The organism is Marinobacterium lutimaris (assembly GCF_900108065.1).
Taxonomy (GTDB): Bacteria; Pseudomonadota; Gammaproteobacteria; order Pseudomonadales; family Balneatricaceae; genus Marinobacterium_D; species Marinobacterium_D lutimaris.
Genome location: NZ_FNVQ01000002.1, coordinates 167,546 through 184,458 on the forward strand (window position 1 = coordinate 167,546; position 16,913 = coordinate 184,458).

At 59.4% G+C, this 16,913-nt stretch carries 10 protein-coding genes; 1 reads left to right on the plus strand and 9 read right to left on the minus strand.

The genetic code is table 11. From position 1 onward, the window contains the following. Positions 1-12: 12 nt before the first annotated feature. The 6 genes from C4S72_RS11260 to C4S72_RS11285 all read right to left on the minus strand — a co-directional run bounded on the left by C4S72_RS11260 (position 13) and on the right by C4S72_RS11285 (position 11,602). Positions 13-1,725: a hypothetical protein gene (locus tag C4S72_RS11260; RefSeq protein ID WP_104003219.1), complete on the minus strand. Its 1,713-nt coding sequence runs from the start codon at positions 1,723-1,725 to the stop codon at positions 13-15. After that, positions 1,700-6,871, minus strand: coding sequence for a diguanylate cyclase domain-containing protein (locus tag C4S72_RS11265; protein WP_104003220.1), 5,172 nt, complete (start codon positions 6,869-6,871; stop codon positions 1,700-1,702). The genes C4S72_RS11260 and C4S72_RS11265 overlap by 26 nt, the downstream gene beginning before the upstream one ends. After that, positions 6,871-7,587: a hypothetical protein gene (locus C4S72_RS11270; RefSeq protein ID WP_104003221.1), complete on the minus strand. Its 717-nt coding sequence runs from the start codon at positions 7,585-7,587 to the stop codon at positions 6,871-6,873. The genes C4S72_RS11265 and C4S72_RS11270 overlap by 1 nt, the downstream gene beginning before the upstream one ends. Then, positions 7,587-8,405, minus strand: coding sequence for a gamma-glutamylcyclotransferase family protein (locus C4S72_RS11275; RefSeq protein ID WP_104003222.1), 819 nt, complete (start codon positions 8,403-8,405; stop codon positions 7,587-7,589). Before C4S72_RS11275 ends, C4S72_RS11270 begins: the two co-directional genes overlap by 1 nt. Positions 8,406-8,411: 6 nt before the next feature. Beyond that, complete coding sequence (locus C4S72_RS11280) at positions 8,412-10,580, minus strand: alkaline phosphatase family protein (protein ID WP_104003223.1); 2,169 nt, start codon at positions 10,578-10,580, stop codon at positions 8,412-8,414. Positions 10,581-10,705: 125 nt separating this feature from the next. Then, positions 10,706-11,602 (minus strand): LysR family transcriptional regulator, encoded by an 897-nt coding sequence (locus C4S72_RS11285; RefSeq protein WP_104003224.1) that lies wholly within the window; start codon positions 11,600-11,602, stop codon positions 10,706-10,708. Positions 11,603-11,730: 128 nt separating this feature from the next. Between C4S72_RS11285 and C4S72_RS11290 the strand changes: the two genes are divergently transcribed. Then, positions 11,731-12,792 (plus strand): tartrate dehydrogenase, encoded by a 1,062-nt coding sequence (locus tag C4S72_RS11290; protein WP_104003225.1) that lies wholly within the window; start codon positions 11,731-11,733, stop codon positions 12,790-12,792. A gap of 538 nt (positions 12,793-13,330) precedes the next feature. Here the strand turns inward: C4S72_RS11290 and pgl are convergent. The 3 genes from pgl to edd are packed head-to-tail and all read right to left on the minus strand — an operon-like array spanning position 13,331 to position 16,582. Then, positions 13,331-14,062, minus strand: a complete 732-nt coding sequence (gene pgl / locus C4S72_RS11295) for a 6-phosphogluconolactonase (RefSeq protein ID WP_104003226.1) — start codon at positions 14,060-14,062, stop codon at positions 13,331-13,333. A gap of 38 nt (positions 14,063-14,100) precedes the next feature. After that, the gene (locus C4S72_RS11300; RefSeq protein ID WP_104003227.1) at positions 14,101-14,739 is read right to left on the minus strand and encodes a bifunctional 4-hydroxy-2-oxoglutarate aldolase/2-dehydro-3-deoxy-phosphogluconate aldolase; all 639 of its coding nucleotides are present in this window, start codon (positions 14,737-14,739) and stop codon (positions 14,101-14,103) included. 13 nt (positions 14,740-14,752) lie between these two features. After that, positions 14,753-16,582: a phosphogluconate dehydratase gene (gene edd, locus C4S72_RS11305; RefSeq protein WP_104003228.1), complete on the minus strand. Its 1,830-nt coding sequence runs from the start codon at positions 16,580-16,582 to the stop codon at positions 14,753-14,755. Between the last annotated feature and the right edge of the window lie 331 nt (positions 16,583-16,913).

Genomic DNA, 16,913 nt, shown 5'->3' on the forward strand with positions numbered 1-16,913 from the left:
AGTCCGCCAAGGCTATTTTTTGTAGATCACCTGAAGCTCAGCGTCCTGCAACGAAAATACCGGTTCCACGCCCTCTATGCTGTTGGCACTGAAACACCCGATTTGTGCATCCGTCAGGCTGTCACTCTTCAGCACGGTATAGGGCGTATTGAATGCAAAGCCACCATCGCTGGCCTGCCAGAAATCAAACTCACACTGGCCGTTCAACAACAGGCTTCCACTGACCAGCAGAGAGGTAGTGGCCGTGCCCAGCTGGATAGAGATCAGACCGCCATTGAGCAACAGATCCTTAACGCTTAACGGGCCATCGTGATCGCCGATCACCAGCTCGCCATTCCCCTGCAACTGGATAAAGGCGCTGGCAGCCTCGGACTGATCATAAAAAATGATTCGCCCACCACTCTTCTGACCCGTGCCGCCCAGCGCAATCAGGGTCGCTGCACCGGCACTGCACTGGCCCGAAAACTCGGTAAAGCCGCCGGCTAGCCCATCAGCACTGCCGCCCAGGTTAGAAATCACCGCCTTCCCAGCAGTAGGGTACCCCGCGGCCTCTCCTTCGCCAAACACCGCGAACTCGGTATATCCACCGGCACCTCCTTTGAGCGGGGCCGGTTGGTTGCAGATAGTCGCACGACCCGCTGTCGGCGCGTAAGAGGCGGGTAGACTGATCGAAAACAGGGTATGACCCGCACTGGAGCGGCTGGACATTACACTTCCCAGATTAGTGATCTGTGCATTCGCCGCCGTTGGTGCACCGTATTTAGCGCTGAACTCCAGATGGCCACCGCCACCCTCTTCTCCCGCTTGGGCGCCAAAATTGAAGTAACGTCCATTGCCCGCAGATGCCCCCCCATCCGAGGTTTTGGGGGGATTATTATTAAAACTGGTGACACCACCATAGGCACCGGCAGCGGGTGCCGCATGGTTTTGGAATATGCCGCAGCAGCCACTGGCCTGGCTATCAAATGCTACGTCGCCCCCATTGGCCTTGGCGTGGGTGCCTCCGAGGTTAATAAACATGCCGCTCGCTGCGCTGGAATTACCGTAAAACTGGGTGTTACCGCCATCACCACCGGAAACCGTGCCGCCCACATTCCTGAAGCTGGCGGCGGCTGCAGTGGCACTGTCGTGAAAGACCACATTGCCAAAGGTGTCGCCATCACTGCCCAGGCTGCCATAGATGCTAAAGCTCGCCTGTCCTGCCGAAGACTGATCACAAAAAGCTATTTCACCACCGACGGTGCTGTGATCCGGCGGCGCCGCCGCGCCGGTCCAGGCGGTAAAGCGCGCAGAACCGGCGCAGGCCTGCTGATGAAAGCTGATCACGCCGCCACCATAACCCGCCGGGGACTCCGGCCCAGCCGAATAGAAAACGGTGTCGCCGCCAGCGGAAGCCGTGCCCGTGAAGCTTAATTGCGGGTTGTTATAACCACTGGTGGTGGCGGCAACAATAAAACTCTGCTGCTGTTCCGAGTGATTGATCACCGCTCCGGTCAACGTCAGAGCCGGTTGGGTGGATGAGGTAAAATTAAAACGGTACGCAGCAGCAGCAGCGCTAAACTCAATGCTATCGACCTGCTGGGTGCCCCCCTCAGCAAAGTCGATGCAGGTCTTGGCCGATGGCCCGAAGACCGCCTGGGAATCTGGCAACTGCGTGGGCACCCAGTTATCGGGATCATTCCACTGTGCTGTTGCCGGGTTACTGCTCCATGTCGATTTTGTCATTGGTTCCTCCTGAACTGGATAGACTGACGGCGCCTTTTGCACTGGCCGGTGCTATCGAGCGCACCCGGTTTCTTCCCTGCTGTTTCGCCTTGTAGAGCCCCTGGTCGGCTTCATGTACCAGGTCAATGCTGCTACCACCCCGACAGGGCATCGCCGTGGCAAAACCTGCGCTGATCGTGACCACCGGGCCGGCCGATGAATGCTCGTGTGTAATCTCCAGCGCCTCGATGGCTCGACGGATCTTTTCGCCCACATCCCGGGCACCCTCTTTATGGGTATTCGGCAGGATGACGATAAACTCCTCACCACCGTAGCGCGCCACCAGATCGCCGGGCCTTAGCAGCTGCGCCTTCAGCGCCCCGGCCACGGCAGAGAGGCAGTAATCTCCGGCCTGATGGCCATAGTTGTCGTTGAAAGCCTTGAAATGGTCCACATCCAGCATGATCACGGAGAGCGGATCTCCCTCGCGGCGCAGACGAACCCAGACCTCGTCCAGGTATGAGTCGCCCCGGCGCCGGTTGGCAACGCCGGTCAGACCATCCCGATCCACCAGGCCCTGCAGCTCCAGATTCAACTGTTCCAGCCGGGCGGTACGTTCGGCCACCTTCTCCTCAAGAAGGTGGCTGTACTCCTGCACCTGTTCATACAGGCGCGCATTATCGATCGCCACCGCCGCCTGGGCCGCCAGCAGTTTGATCAATTCCACTCTCGCCTTGGTGAACACGCCGCTGGAGAGATTATTCTCCATATACAGAACACCTTCGAAGCGCTCTCTGCGCACCGGTACACAAAGCACCGAAGCGGGCCTGAACGCCCGAACGTAGGGATCGTGCAGGAACGCCCCCTCCCGCGCTGCGTCATCCAGTACAACGGCGCCTTCGCCGCTGAGCACCTCGCTGATCAGCGTGACCGGCAACGGCAGTGAATCGCCGCAGGCCATGGCCACCCGGGAATGCTCCGGCAGCGCAGGCACGGGCTGTGTGCGTTCGGGCACTCTGAGCGCTTCTATCCTCAGCAAGCCATGCTGGCGAACCACAAGACAGCCCCACTGGCCACCGGCGCTTTCCAGCAGGATATCCATACTTTTTTTCAGCAGCCGTTCCAGCACCATTTCGCCGGATATTTCCCGCGATGCCTTCATCACCGAGGCCAGATCCAGGTCACCAGCATCGATGCCCGTTGCGGAGTGCAACGAGGTTTGCGCGGGCACCAGCTCACGCAGCACCGCAAACTCCTGACGCATCATCTTGACCTTGCGCACCGCGCCCCAGCGCTCATACAGGCAATAAGCCGCGCGCAGATAGCCCTCAGCGCAGCGGCGTCGGCCCAGGGACAGCAGATATCGGGCGGCGGCTTCGCTGGCCATCGCCTCATCTCTGAGGAAACCCGCCTCGCGGGCGGCATCTATGGAACGTTCGTAGCATTCGAGCGCGGTGTCAGGCAGCTCATCCAGTGCGGCCAGTTCCGCCTGCATCAGATACTGCAGATGGCGGAAGTTGGCCTCGCAGTTATCCGCCCAACGGGTCATCCGCGCCAGGTCACTCTCCATCCGAGCCCTGTTAGCCAACTGTGTCGGCTCATCCATGGTCGGGTAATACCGGGCCAGCGTCAGACAGGCGAGGATATAAAACCGCGTCAGCTGCGGCAGAGACATGGCAGACTTGATCAGCTTGTCCTGCTCGCGCACATGTTTGTACGCACGCTCGTAATCACCATGAATCAGGCTGATTTCAGCGTTGTAGATGTGATAGTTGGCGATACCGGTCATGAACTGACGCTGACGCATCCCTTCAAGACACTGTTGTTCGTCGAAGTCCGCATCGCTCAAAGAGAAGGGCGAATCGGTGCGGCCAAGCAGGTTGCGCTGCATCTGCAGGAACAGCGTGCCTGAGTCGAGAGAATCCTGGTACGCGCACTCACGAACGATCTCCAGGTTCTCTGCGTGCAGGCGCTCCGCGCTCTCAAGATCCATGGTCGGATCCCAGATCACGCAGTCCTGGGCGCTGTAAGCCAGGTAGAGCAGATCACCGGACTGGTAACCCGCCTCGATACCACGCCGAAACAGCGGCGTCAGGCTGGACCAGTGGTTGCTCCAGTGGTGCACAAACATGGCGTAAACATAGATAACCCGGGCTCTCAGCGGCAGGTCATCAAGGCGCTCGTTGAGCTCCAGCCCGACTCGGCCATACTGATAGCCCAGCGCCGGCTCGTCCAGCTCACCGCAAAGCAGCATACCGTAGGCGGCGTAGGCAAAGGCGGACTCCGGGCAGTTGCCATAACGCAACGACAGGTTGACCGCTTTCAGTACCAGGTAAGGGAACAGATTACCGCTGCCGGAGAGAAAGGCCGCCGCGAAAATCTCGTTCAGCAGGCGCATGGCGGTCAGCACCGCTTCGTCATCCACCTCCGGCGCACTGACCAGATCCGCGATCTTGCGCCCGGCGAGATATTCAAGAACCCGCTGTTGCTCCTGCCTGATGTCGGCTTCTGTCGGCTGGTGGGTAAACTCCACGCCGAGCACCGCCAAGCCCTGGATCGCCGCCAGGATCGACTCCTCCATGCGCCCAAGAGTCACACACTGGCGGGTGCGCGTGGCAAGGATATCCGCGCGTTCCAGGTCGCTGCCCGCCCTTTCGAGCATCACCTCGATCCAGTGCTCCGCTTCCGCGGCATGGCCGTTGAGATAGGCGCATTGCTGGGTCTCTTCCGCCAGCTCGAACATCATCTCGGGCACCGTCGACCAGGGATCCTCGGGCAGCAGTTGGCGCGCCACCACCAGGTAATCCAGAGCCGCCTGATAGGCGGATGAGTGTCGCGCCCGAATGCCGGCCTTGAGGTTCAAGCTGGCCAGATGCAGCCGTTCCCCGGCATCGGTGATCAGTGCCCGCCCTTCGTTGAGATGACCGACGATATCGATCAGGCGCGATTCCGCCAGGCTGTCCCCGGCATCCTTCAGCATCAGCCGACCGATAGACAGATGCACCTCGTCGAGGTGATCCGCATCGATCAAGGCGTAGGCCGCCTGCTGCACCCGGTCGTGTTGAAAACGATAACTGGGGCTGAACGCCCAGCTATCTGAATCTTCGCTGTTCGGGCGCCCGCCAAACAGACGGTAATCGCTGTGCAGAGGCAGTACCGTGTGCTGCTTCAGCGCCGGCAGCAGCGCTGCTGCCGTAGCATCGATAGAGTCTTCATAAATAGTGGCCAGGGTGCGCAGGTCAAAGGTGTTACCGATACAGGCGGCCAACTGCAGTACTTTCTGCGTTTCTGGCTCAAGCTTGCGCAGGTTATCCACCATGAACCTGACCACATCGTCGCTGACGCTGGCCCAACGCGCCGCATCCATATCCCAGCGCCAGTAACCACTGGCCGGGTCGGCAAAAATGACGCCCTCTTTGTTCAGTTGCCGCAGCAGCTCGTTGGTAGAGAAGGGGTTTCCCTGCGCCTTGTCGAACAGCATGTCACTGAGCGGCTGCGCCTGGGCGACTTCACGACAGAGCGCGCCGGCAACCAGCTGGGCCACCGCCTCTCGCTGCAGCGGCCCCAGCGGCAACTGGCGGATCTCCCGCTTCTGCTCCAGCTCCTCCAGCATCAGTCGTAGCGGATGCGCGGCGCTGACCTCATTACTGCGATATGCGCCGATCAGCAACAGATGCGTGAGATCATGGGTGCTGACAAAGCGACGCAACAGCTCCAGCGTAGGTAGATCACTCCACTGCAGGTCATCCAGGAACAGCACCACCGGGTGGCCCTGGCCGGCAAACACCTGCAAAAACGCGGTCAGTACGATCTGCAGCCGGTTACGCGCTTCCGCCGGCGGCAGACTGGCTACGGCCGGCTGTGGCCCGATGACAAGCTCCAGTTCAGGCACCAGATCAATCACCAGACGGGCATTGGGGCCCAGCGCCGTCTGCAGCCGCAGGCGCCATTGTTCAAGGCGCTCTTCCGGCTCGGCCAGCACCTGCTGCACCAGGCTGCGAAACGCGCTGCCCAGGGCGCGGTAGGCCTCCCCGCTCTGAAACTGGTCAAACTTACCCTGCACCAGGAAACCGCGTTCGCGCACCAGTGGCCGGTCGATCTCATTAACCAGCGCGGACTTACCAACACCGGAGTAACCGTGAACCAGACAGAACTCGTTGCCTCCGGCCACGGCAGACTCGAACAGGTCGAGCAAGACACCCAGCTCCCGCTCCCTGCCATAGAGGGTCTGCGGAATGAGAAACTTCTGTACCCCGTCCTTTTCACTGAGTTCGAACGGTTCGATGGCACTGCCGGCGGCTAGCTGCTGCGCACAGTGTTCAAGGTCATGTGAGAGTCCCGCTGCACTCTGATATCGCGCTTCGGGACTTTTCGCGAGTAGCTTGAGCACGATAGCCGATACCGCGGCCGGCACATCGGGCTGAATTTCATGGGGTGGCCTGGGCAGGCGGCTGATATGGCTGTGAACCCATTCCAGCAGGCTTTGCTCCTGGAACGGCAGTTGGCCGGTAAGCATTTCGTAGAGCAGAACACCCAGCGAGTAATAGTCGGAGCGGTAATCCAGGTCCCGGTTCATCCGGCCGGTCTGCTCCGGTGACATGTAGGGTAGCGGTCCTTCCAGGCTGCGTGACATCTGCACCGCCTGGCGTTCCTGATCCAGCTCCGAGGCGATGCCGAAACCGGACAGGGCAAGGCCATCACTGGCGGGATCAAGCAGCACGTGAGCCGGAGTCAGTGCCTTATGCACTATATCCCTGGCGTGGATTCCGCCAAGAATCTGCACCAGGCGAAGCCCCAGCGCCAACACCTCGTGCACCGGCAGACGGTGTTCAGGGGCACTTTGCAACAGGTGCGCCAGGTTACTGCCGTAAAGCTCCGTGACCAGCGCCAGGTTGCCGCTGCCGTGGGCAATCACCTCATGCACCCGGCGCACACCCTCAACATCGCTCAAGCGCTGGGCGATGACGCCCTCGCGTCTGATTCTTGCCACCTGCTGGCGGCTGGGGAACTCCACATCAATGGTCTCAAGCGCCACAGCCATGCCATCGACACGGCGCCGCGCGCGAAAGGTCACGCGGTCGCCGCTGCGCTCCAGCACCGAAATCAGTTCGTAGTCGGGTAGTGTCAGCGCCGCCCTGCCAAGGCCGCTATCCCCAGTCGGTCGCATCAGATATCGAACACCTGCTTGAACCGGTCACTGAAGGCTTGATGAGCGCTATCGCGCAGCGGTTGGCCATGGCCACAGAGCGCATGACGGAACGAGAGGTCCTTGAGGCGGGTGAAGTCTTCGCCTGAGGGGGCGGCGGCCTGCACCCAGACCGGCCCCAGGTTGGCAGGCTGAAAAAAACCCATTTCGGTCATCACCTGGCGCGACTGATCGGAGAAATACTCATCCGGCCCGTGCCAGTTCTGCAGCGCATCGCAGGCGATCAGGATGCCGCCCTCGCGGTCCAGACGCAGGATCGCTTCGGGAATGCTGGTGGTATCAAACACAAACAGGGAGGCGCCGGCGATCGGCAGTTCGCCATCGACCGACAGGGTTTTCACCGACTCCGGCGGGCAGTCGTTTTCCATGCCCGGCAGGGTCCAGTAGTTCGCGTTATAACGATCGACATAGAAAGCGTCATCTCGACCATGCAGACAGCCCAGGCGAATCACATCGGTAACCTGACCCAGCTTATCCAGCGCCGCCAGCCCCTCGTCGTCGAGGCGCACACTGTTCACCAGAATCAGGCGTTCACCGTCGCGCACCACGGTCATATTGCGGCTGAATTGCCAGTCCATGCCCTGTAGCTCGGTTTCCATGGCGCCGCTGACAAAAAAGAGATCCGGAAACACCTCTTCAAGGGCGCCGTGAGGCAACGCGGGGCTAAAGCTATCCATTAAACCTGTTCCTCTTGCCGATAGATGAAACGACCTACATAACGGTATTCCCGATCATACTCGTTGAGGTAGGCGTTAAGGTAGTGCATCTGAGACGCATTAAGTTGCCCCAAACGTATATCCTCCAGAGTCTCGCTACCATCACTACAGTCAAGCCGTTTCAAGTGGAACAGCGTCATGTCGCGCCCGCCGAAAAAGCCTTTCAGATATTCATGCTGCGCCCGAGCCCCAGACATATCAAAAACCGCGCCATAAAGCGCCGTATACAGTGGATGCGCGGCCAGGGATCGGGCATCGAACTCAGGATAATCACCGACGGGCGGTTGGTAGAGAGGGTAATCTTCCGGTTCATGCACTGGGTGTTCCTGGATATAGCGCACATACTCCGACGCCAGCCCCTCATCCTCAGCGCCCCTGGCCAGTATGTTCAGGTAGCGCTGGCTCGGCCTGCATTCATCGTTGATAAAGTCCGGCAGGCCGACGTAGACGATCGCCTTCACCGTTTCGCGCTGTTCGTCATCGCCATCCACTTCCACTTCCACCTCTACCCGGTCGTAACCGTGGCCATAGGCCTCGGTGGCATCCAGCGGCGCCAGCGCCTCATCCGGGCAGTCGTGCAGCACGCCCCAAACACAATCATCCGGGTTGTCACTGGGCTCTATGTTGCCGACACCACCCTCATGGCGGAAAAAATGCTGCACATTGAAGCGCAGACGCCAGCCATGCAAGACGGCACGCCGCGACGCCAGGGGTTCGACACCCTTGGCTCGCAGCGAGGTGATATTCATGTTTGAACCGAAGCCGAAATAACGAAACATCAGGTATCAATCACCCTCCTGCGGATAAGACTTGTCATAGGGCGGCGTGAACACTGGTCGATCGCTGCGTACGCTCGGACACTGGAACACCTTTTCAAAGGTGGGCGCCTTGGCCATGCGATCCCCCAGCGACCAGAGCGGCCGTGGCACGCCAAACCATTTCAGCAGAGTGGCCGCAAACGAAGTCGAGTCATAAGGCGTAGCGCCATAGGCACGAAAAACAGTCTGCAGTTTGATCCAGGGCGATACCAGAATCGCTGGAACCCGCGGCCCCATCAGATCATAGGCAAAACCGTTATTGAGGTCATTGGGCCAGGGTTTGGCCGCATAGGGTGGCGCCACATGATCGTAAAGGCCGCCGTTTTTATCAAAGGTGACGACCAGCAGTGTCTGCTCCCAACCCGGCCCCTGCTTGATCGCCTCGTAGATCTCATTGAGCATCTGCTCACCGGGCACCAGGTCTCCTCCCGGATGGTAAGAGGTCGCCCCCTTGGGCGCTATCCAGGCGGGCTCCAGATAGCTGAATGCGGGCAGCGTACCGTTCGCCGCATCCTGCTTGAACTGATCAAGATCCGCGATAAATAGCTGGTCGTTGCTATCAACGCTGGGTATCTGTCCCTTCAGGTAGAGCTGGTTGGTAAACACCTCATCTTTCCACTCCACCTGATAATAGATTTTCCAGTCGGTGATTCCCTGGCTCCAGAGCAGCTTCCAGAGCGACTGGCGGTGCGGTGAATTGGGCCAGTATTTATAGGCATCGCCCCCTTCCCAGGTCCCGAGACGATCGAAGGCGGAACCGGTAACGGAGAAGGCACGGTTAACGTCGGTGCCTCCCGGTATAGAGCTGAACCAGCGATCGGAAATCGCGAACTCCCGGGCCAGACCGTTCAGCACCGGTAGTTGCGTCGGGCTGAAGCTTTCCATCACCTGAGGATTGGCATTACTGAGCACAAAGCCGCCCATATCGGGCGTCTGTCTGCCCCAGTACCCCGGCGACTCGGCAAACATCTGCTGCAGATTATCGGTGGTGTCGTGGAAAGGATCCTGGTCCAGCGCGACCAGATCCCATTGATCGCTTAGCTCGCCATCCTTGAACTGGCTGACATGTACCTTATCACTACCGTTGAGGTTGAAGTTGTCATAACTCGCCCCGTCGAAGGCACCGCCCGGGCCGATGTAGTTGCAGCCTTCCTCCCCTTTTTCATAAAGCCAGCCGCAGACATTATCGAAAGAGCGGCTCTCGAGCATGTAATACACCACATGTCGTATCTTTGAGCGCATAAAGTCGATGCTGCCGGGTTGAACCGCCTGAGCAGAATCGACCGACCGCTTGCCGAGGAATCCAACCAGCTCAGACGCAGCGCTTATCCCCTCGGGCAGCACCCCTTCGCGCAGCGGACCTACCAGCACGTTCTGCGCTTCGGGATCAAAACCCCAGAGTCGATAACGACCGCTCTGCAGGCAGCGTTCGAGAACCTTGTCACCGAGCACTGTCAGCTCCTGTTCAGCACCGATATCGGGCCAGACGCCCTCCTGAACGGTGGGCAGCGACAGCGGCGAGATCTGCTGGGGATCGAAACTCCAGAGGCGATAGCGGGTGCGCTCGGGCAGACGCTCCAGTACATAGTTGCCGATCGGCAGCAACTGATGCCCCTTGCGGATCAGCTGGAAACCGTTCTGCCCGGTATAGGGTGCTGGTAACGGGTCGGTTTGACCGGGGGACAGGGGAGCGGGATCAAAATTCCACAGTTCATAGGTACCGCGCCCCCTGGCAGGAATCATATTTAGAACGAAGCTGCCCATGGGGATCAGATCGAGCTGCTGACCTTCATCGGGATTTTCGCTGTAGTAGTCGCGATAGCCCCAAAATTTCTCCTGCTTCCAGAAGCCACTCTGCAACGGCGCGGCATTCAACGGGTCCTGCGACTCCAGGCCACTGTCCAACAGACGGTAACTGTAGCCATCGACTCCATTCAGGCTAATGCGAGAGCTCCAGATCAGCAGGTAACCGCCAACCTGTGCGACCCGACTCCCTGCCTCCAGCGTCCCGCCCGAACTTTCGTCCAGCGGTACAAAGAGCTCCTCAGCCCCGAAGTCGCAACGATAGCTTATATAGCTATTGCTAGTGAGGTCTCTGCAGATCAGGTACTGCGCACTCTGGTCATCGGTGTCCATGATTCATCCCTGTTGTTTATGCCCTGTTGCTTAAGCCCCCGGGCCACTCTCAGCAAGGCCCTGAGCAGGCTCATGACCTAAACGGCTAATCCTCAATGATATCGCCGCCCTGTGAAGTTTTGCAGTTACTGTTCGGAGAGCGCCTCTTCCAGCAGATTAACGCAGGCGCGCAGCTTGGCGGAGGTTTCCAGGCGGGTGGAATAGATAGCGTGGATATCCGCCTCCTGGCTGAACTCCGGCAGTACCTGGATCAACCGGCCATCGACCAGCTCTTCTTTGATATTCCAGGCAGATCGCAGCATGATGCCCTGGCCATCCAGACACCAGAGCTTCGCTACCGCACCGTTATTGGTGCTCATCGGTGCCCGCAACTCAAGCCTGCGACTGCCCGATGGACCGTGCAGCAGCCATTGGCCGGCAGTCTGATCCCTTTCTCTGATAGAGATACAGCGGTGCTTATGCAGCTCTTCAAGGCTCTGCGGACTGCCATGCTGCTCAATGTAAGCTGGCGAGGCGCAAAGCACCCTGCGATTGGTGGCCAACCGGCGTGCAATGACACTCTGCGGCAACAGACCGCCAACACGCAGCTCCAGGTCAAAGCCTTCCGAAACCAGATCGACCGGCCGATCCAGCAGCTCCAGATCGACCTCCAGCTCCGGGTAGCGGTAGATCAGTTTTGACAGCAGGGGCGCCACACAGAAGCTGCCGAACCCGGTGCTGGTAACGACCCGCACCCGCCCCTTGGGCACCTGGTGTTCACGGCTGATCTCAAGCTGCATCTGCTCCATGTTCTCAAGCAGGCGCTGCGCCCATTTCATCGCTATCTTTCCCTCCAGGCTCAACCGCACCTGCCTGGCGCTACGTACAAACAGCGTCACGCCCAGCACCTGCTCCAGCAGGGCTATACGTTTACTGACATAGGCCGGTGACACGCGCAGTTGGTCCGCAGCCAGGCTGAATCCTTCCAGCTGAGCCGCGACAACAAACACTCGGAGATCGGTTAACGAGGGAAGTTGTTTCACGATTCGTGATCCTTACGTTTACTAAAGCGAACTTCAAACACGATTAGTGTAGCTTATACTCTGTCGCACAAGATGGCACTGCCATCGCCCCCCTAACAGCCTGCTAATAACAGAACAGAGGTTCCCCCATGGCGAAGGTGAAGATTGCAGTCATTCCCGGTGATGGCATCGGCAAAGAAGTTATCCCCGAAGGTATCCGCGCACTGGAAGCGGCTGGTCGCAAGTTTGGTGTCGAATACGAATGGACCGAGTTCGACTGGTCCTGCGAGACCTATCACAAGACAGGCCGTATGATGCCGGAAGACGGTATCGAGCAGCTCAAGCAGTTCGATGCCATCTACCTGGGCGCCGTGGGTTACCCGGGTGTACCGGACCATATCTCTCTCTGGGGTCTGCTGCTGCCGATCCGCCGCGAGTTCGAACAGTACGTCAACCTGCGCCCGGTGCGCCTGTTTGAAGGCGTCCCCTGCCCGCTGGCTGGCAAAAAGCCGGGTGATATCGATTTTTATGTTGTGCGTGAAAACGTCGAGGGCGAATACTCCTCCGTGGGCGGTATCCAGTACGAAGGCACCGAGCACGAAGTGGTCTCTCAGCAGGCAATTTTCACCCGTCGTGGTACAGACCGTATTCTGCGTTATGCGTTCGACCTGGCCCAGAGCCGACCGAAAAAGCATCTCTCATCTGCGACAAAATCTAACGGAATCTACCACTCTATGCCCTGGTGGGATAGCCGTGTGGCAGAAATGGCCAAGGAATACCCGGAAATCAACGTGGATCAGTACCACATCGATATCCTGACCGCGAACTTCGTGCGCATGCCGGAACACTTCGATGTGGTCGTTGGTTCCAACCTGTTCGGCGACATTCTTTCCGACCTGGGTCCGGGCTGCACCGGCACCATCGCGATCGCTCCGTCCGCCAACATCAACCCGGAAAAGAACTTCCCGTCCATGTTCGAACCGGTACACGGTTCCGCACCGGATATCGCGGGCAAGGGCATCGCCAACCCGCTGGGCACCATCTGGGCCGGCGCGATGATGATGCAGCACCTGGGCTACGACAATATTCACGACAGCCTGATGGAAGCGATGGAAACCGTACTGCGCGAAGCTAAGGCGCTGACCGGTGATATGGGTGGTTCCGCCACCACCATCGAGCTGGGCAAGGCGGTCGAAGAAGCGATCGGCTAACCACCCGTCCCCCCTTGACACTCAGACACTGAGCGTCAAACAGCAAAGGCCCAGAGTTTAGAGCTCTGGGCCTTTTTTAGTTGTCGCTCTTAAACCACCTACTATGGGGGGGGGCGGTTATCGTTTAGTCGAGGCTATGCCTTTCTCGTGCCGTATCGATAACGGGGCTCGATGTCTTATGGCAATCTGAGCGCTGCAATCCATCCCCTTTGGTGCAGCCGAGCATCGCAGACTGAAAGAGAGATAAGGGACAGGCTGTTTGAGCAGCAACGCTGCGAGTTTCCTGTCCCGCTCTTTCAGACGAGAAGCACAGGGTAGTCGGCGCAGCCGACCAAACCATAGGGGCGGTTTGGGATTGCAAAGGGACTTGTCCGCACAAGTCCCTTTGCTCGGCAGCAGCCGAAACCGGCCTTGAAAAGGACACGGATATAGTTGATCCCGGCATTCATCGGTAGGTTTGCCGAGGCTTCCTTAATAGGGAGCTTAATGCAAACCGACCTGCTATGCGGATGGATTTTTACTTCGCTACTGCGGTCACTCAGGGTGCCCAGTAGACAGCCACCGGCGTTGTCGACTGGCGCAACACGGCACGCACCGGCATCGCTTCGATCTCACCCGGCGCCAGCGCCTGCTGCAACACTGGCAGTTTTGCCTCGCCACAGAGGTGCAAAAAGATCTGCGCGCTTGCCAGCAGTCGCGGCAGTGTCAGCGTCATCCTGGGCCAGGGCGCCTCTGGCGGTATCACTGCAGTACAGGCGCTATAAGGCTCAGGCAGCAACGCTTCACCAAGCTCCTTCGCCCCGGGAAAGAAAGACGCGGTATGACCGTCCTCCCCCATGCCCAGAATCACCGCATCGATACGCCGGGGCAAGGCTGCCAACCTGGACTCCAGCGCCGCCTGCCCTGCGGCCGGGCTCTGTTCTCCGTTATACAGCGGCATAAACTGCGCCGCTGCGGCACGGTTCTGCAGCAGATGCTCGCGCACACTGCGCTCGTTGGAATCCTCATGCTGATTATCGACCCAGCGCTCATCCGCCAGGGTGATCGTCACTTTAGACCAGTCCAGCGGCTGCTCTGACAAACACTGAAACATCGCCGCCGGTGTGCGTCCGCCGGAAACCACCAGAGCTGCCGAACCTCTTTCCGCTATGCCACGGCTCAGCAAGGTACTGATACGTTCGCAAAGTTGCTGCTCGAGGCCGGCGCGTGCTTCGAACGCCTCCAGGCTGACGCAGGGGTTCAACTCGGGGTTAAGATTCAGTTCGTTCATACAGGCTGGCGTCCGGGGATTGGCTTGGCTTACTTGGATTAACTCAGCTGGCTCGCACCTTCAACCGCACTACGTGCCAGCTCGGTGATTCCCACCCAGTCTCCGGCACGGATAAGATCGCCGGGAACGATCCAGGAACCGCCCACACAACTGACGTTGGGCAGTTTCAGGTAATCCCGGTAGTTGTTCTCACCGATACCGCCGGTGGGGCAAAAACGCACATCGGGAAAAGGCCCGGCTATCGACTTGAGGGCCGCCACACCGCCGCTGGCTTCGGCCGGAAAAAACTTGAATCCCCTATAGCCCGCTTCCAGACCGCACATCAACTCGGATACGGTGCTGATCGCCGGCAGATAGGGCAGTTCCCATTCGACACCGGCCTTGAGCAGCGCAGGAGTCGCTCCGGGGCTGATGGCAAAGGTGCCACCGGCCTGGCGCACTTTTTCCAGCTCCTCGACGCGGGTCACCGTGCCGGCGCCGACGATCACATCATCCACAGCATCGGCAATAGCGCGCATCGCATCCAGCGCCGCTGGTGTCCTCAGCGTGACCTCAAGCACGCGCAGACCGCCGGCCTTGAGCGCATTGGCCAGGGGCACCGCATCCTCTACCCGCTCGATCACCAGCACCGGCATCACCGGCGAGGTATTCAGAATTGCATCGACCTCTGTCGTCATCCTTCCGTCCTTCTTAATGCGCTGTGGATTCATCAACAAACAGGAAACTGGCGCCCTGCTCTGCCCCGGACACCAGCCGGCGCATACCGCCAAAGAGCTCCCGCCCCATGCCGAAATGACTGCGGCTAAGATCTGCGCCAGCGGCGTCACGTGCAGCCAGCTCCGCCTCATCCACCAGCAGCCTCAACTCACCGGTTTCGCCATCGACACGCACCAGGTCACCATCGCGTACTTTTGCGATCATCCCACCCTGGGTCGCTTCCGGCGTCAGGTGTATTGCCGCCGGCACCTTGCCGGATGCACCGGACATGCGGCCATCGGTCACCAACGCCACCTTGAAGCCGCGATCCTGCAGCGTACCGAGGAAAGGGGTGAGTTTGTGCAGTTCCGGCATGCCTATGGCGTTGGGGCCCTGGAAGCGGACCACCAGCACGCAGTCCCGATCCAGCTCACCGCGCTCGAACATCGGCTTGAGTTCATCCTGATCCTGCAGTACCACGGCCGGCGCCTCCACCACGCGATGTTCTGGTTTTACCGCCGATATTTTCATCACGCCCCGGCCGAGATTTCCGCTCATCAGCCGCAGCCCACCATTGGCGGAAAACGGCTCGGCGACCGAAGCGACCACCGCTTTATCCAGGGATTCCACCGGTCCTTCACGCCAGGCCAGCTGGCCGTTATCCAGGTAGGGCTCGCGGGTGTACTCGGCAAATCCCTTGCCCATCACTGTGGTCACATCTTCATTCAGCAGGCCGCCGCTAAGCAGCTCCCGGAACAGCAACGACATACCGCCCGCCGCATGGAAGTGGTTGATATCCGCGCTGCCGTTGGGATAGATCCGCGTCAGCAGCGGCACTACCTCGGACAGGTCGGCGAAATCATCCCAGTTGACGATGATCCCCGCCGCCCGGGCGATGGCGATGATATGCATGGTGTGGTTGGTGGAGCCACCGGTCGCCAGCAGCGCGACGATGCCGTTAACGATCGCTTTCTCATCGATCACTTCGCACAGCGGCCGGTAGTCGCGGCCCAGTTCAGTGATCCGGCAGGCCTGCTCCGCCGCCGCCCTGGTCAGCGCTTCGCGCAGCGGCGTGTTGGGGTTGATAAACGAGGCACCGGGCAGATGCACGCCCATCGCTTCCATCAGCAGCTGGTTGGAATTAGCGGTGCCGTAAAAGGTACAGGTGCCGGGCCCATGGTAGGAGTCGGACTCACACTTGAGCAGCTCGTCTCGCCCGACCTTGCCTTCGGCATAAAGCTGACGGATGCGCGATTTCTCGCTGTTGGACAGACCACTGGTCATGGGACCGGCCGGCACAAAAATGACCGGCAGATGGCCAAACGCCAGCGAGCCGATCATCAGCCCCGGCACAATCTTGTCGCAGACGCCGAGGCAAAGCACCGCATCGAACATGTTGTGAGACAGGCCCACCGCCGTGGCCATGGCGATGGTATCGCGGCTGAACAGGCTCAACTCCATGCCCGGCTGGCCCTGGGTCACACCATCGCACATGGCAGGCACACCGCCGGCAAACTGAGCGACGCAACCCATACCCGCCACCGCCTCTTTGATCTGCGCAGGAAACTGCTCCAGCGGCTGATGCGCCGAAAGCATATCGTTATAGGCGGAGATGATCGCGACATTGGCCTGATCCATCAGGGTCAGGCGATCCTTGTCTTCGCTCCCACAGGCGGCGAAGCCGTGGGCGAGATTACCGCACGAAAGCACGGAACGATGGGGTTTGTTGTCGCGGGCCTGGGCCATGCGGCTCAGATAATCGGCGCGGCTATCACGACTACGCTCGATAATCCTCTGAGTGACGGCAGCAACGGTAGTATTCATAACGGTCTGTTGGCCTTTTCACTGGAGATAATGGAATCGCAAAAACATGAGGGGCGCCTGAGCGCTGATCAACCTTTTCAGGCCCTGACTTTTACCGTCGTTTTTTATCGTCGTTTTTTATCGTAATTGTTTATCCGAGCCCGGATCTATGCCTTTAATGCGTCCTGTCTTTACTACACCAGTAACACATTTTTTCGGCAAGGCCGAATTTAAGGATGGCTCAGAAAGCGCCAGCTGTCAGGCCGATAACCTATCCATCCGGCCAGGAAAGAGGCTTACCCCCTCTAAAGGAAATGAGATAAATAGGTAGGTTAAAGAGGTGGAATAAAGA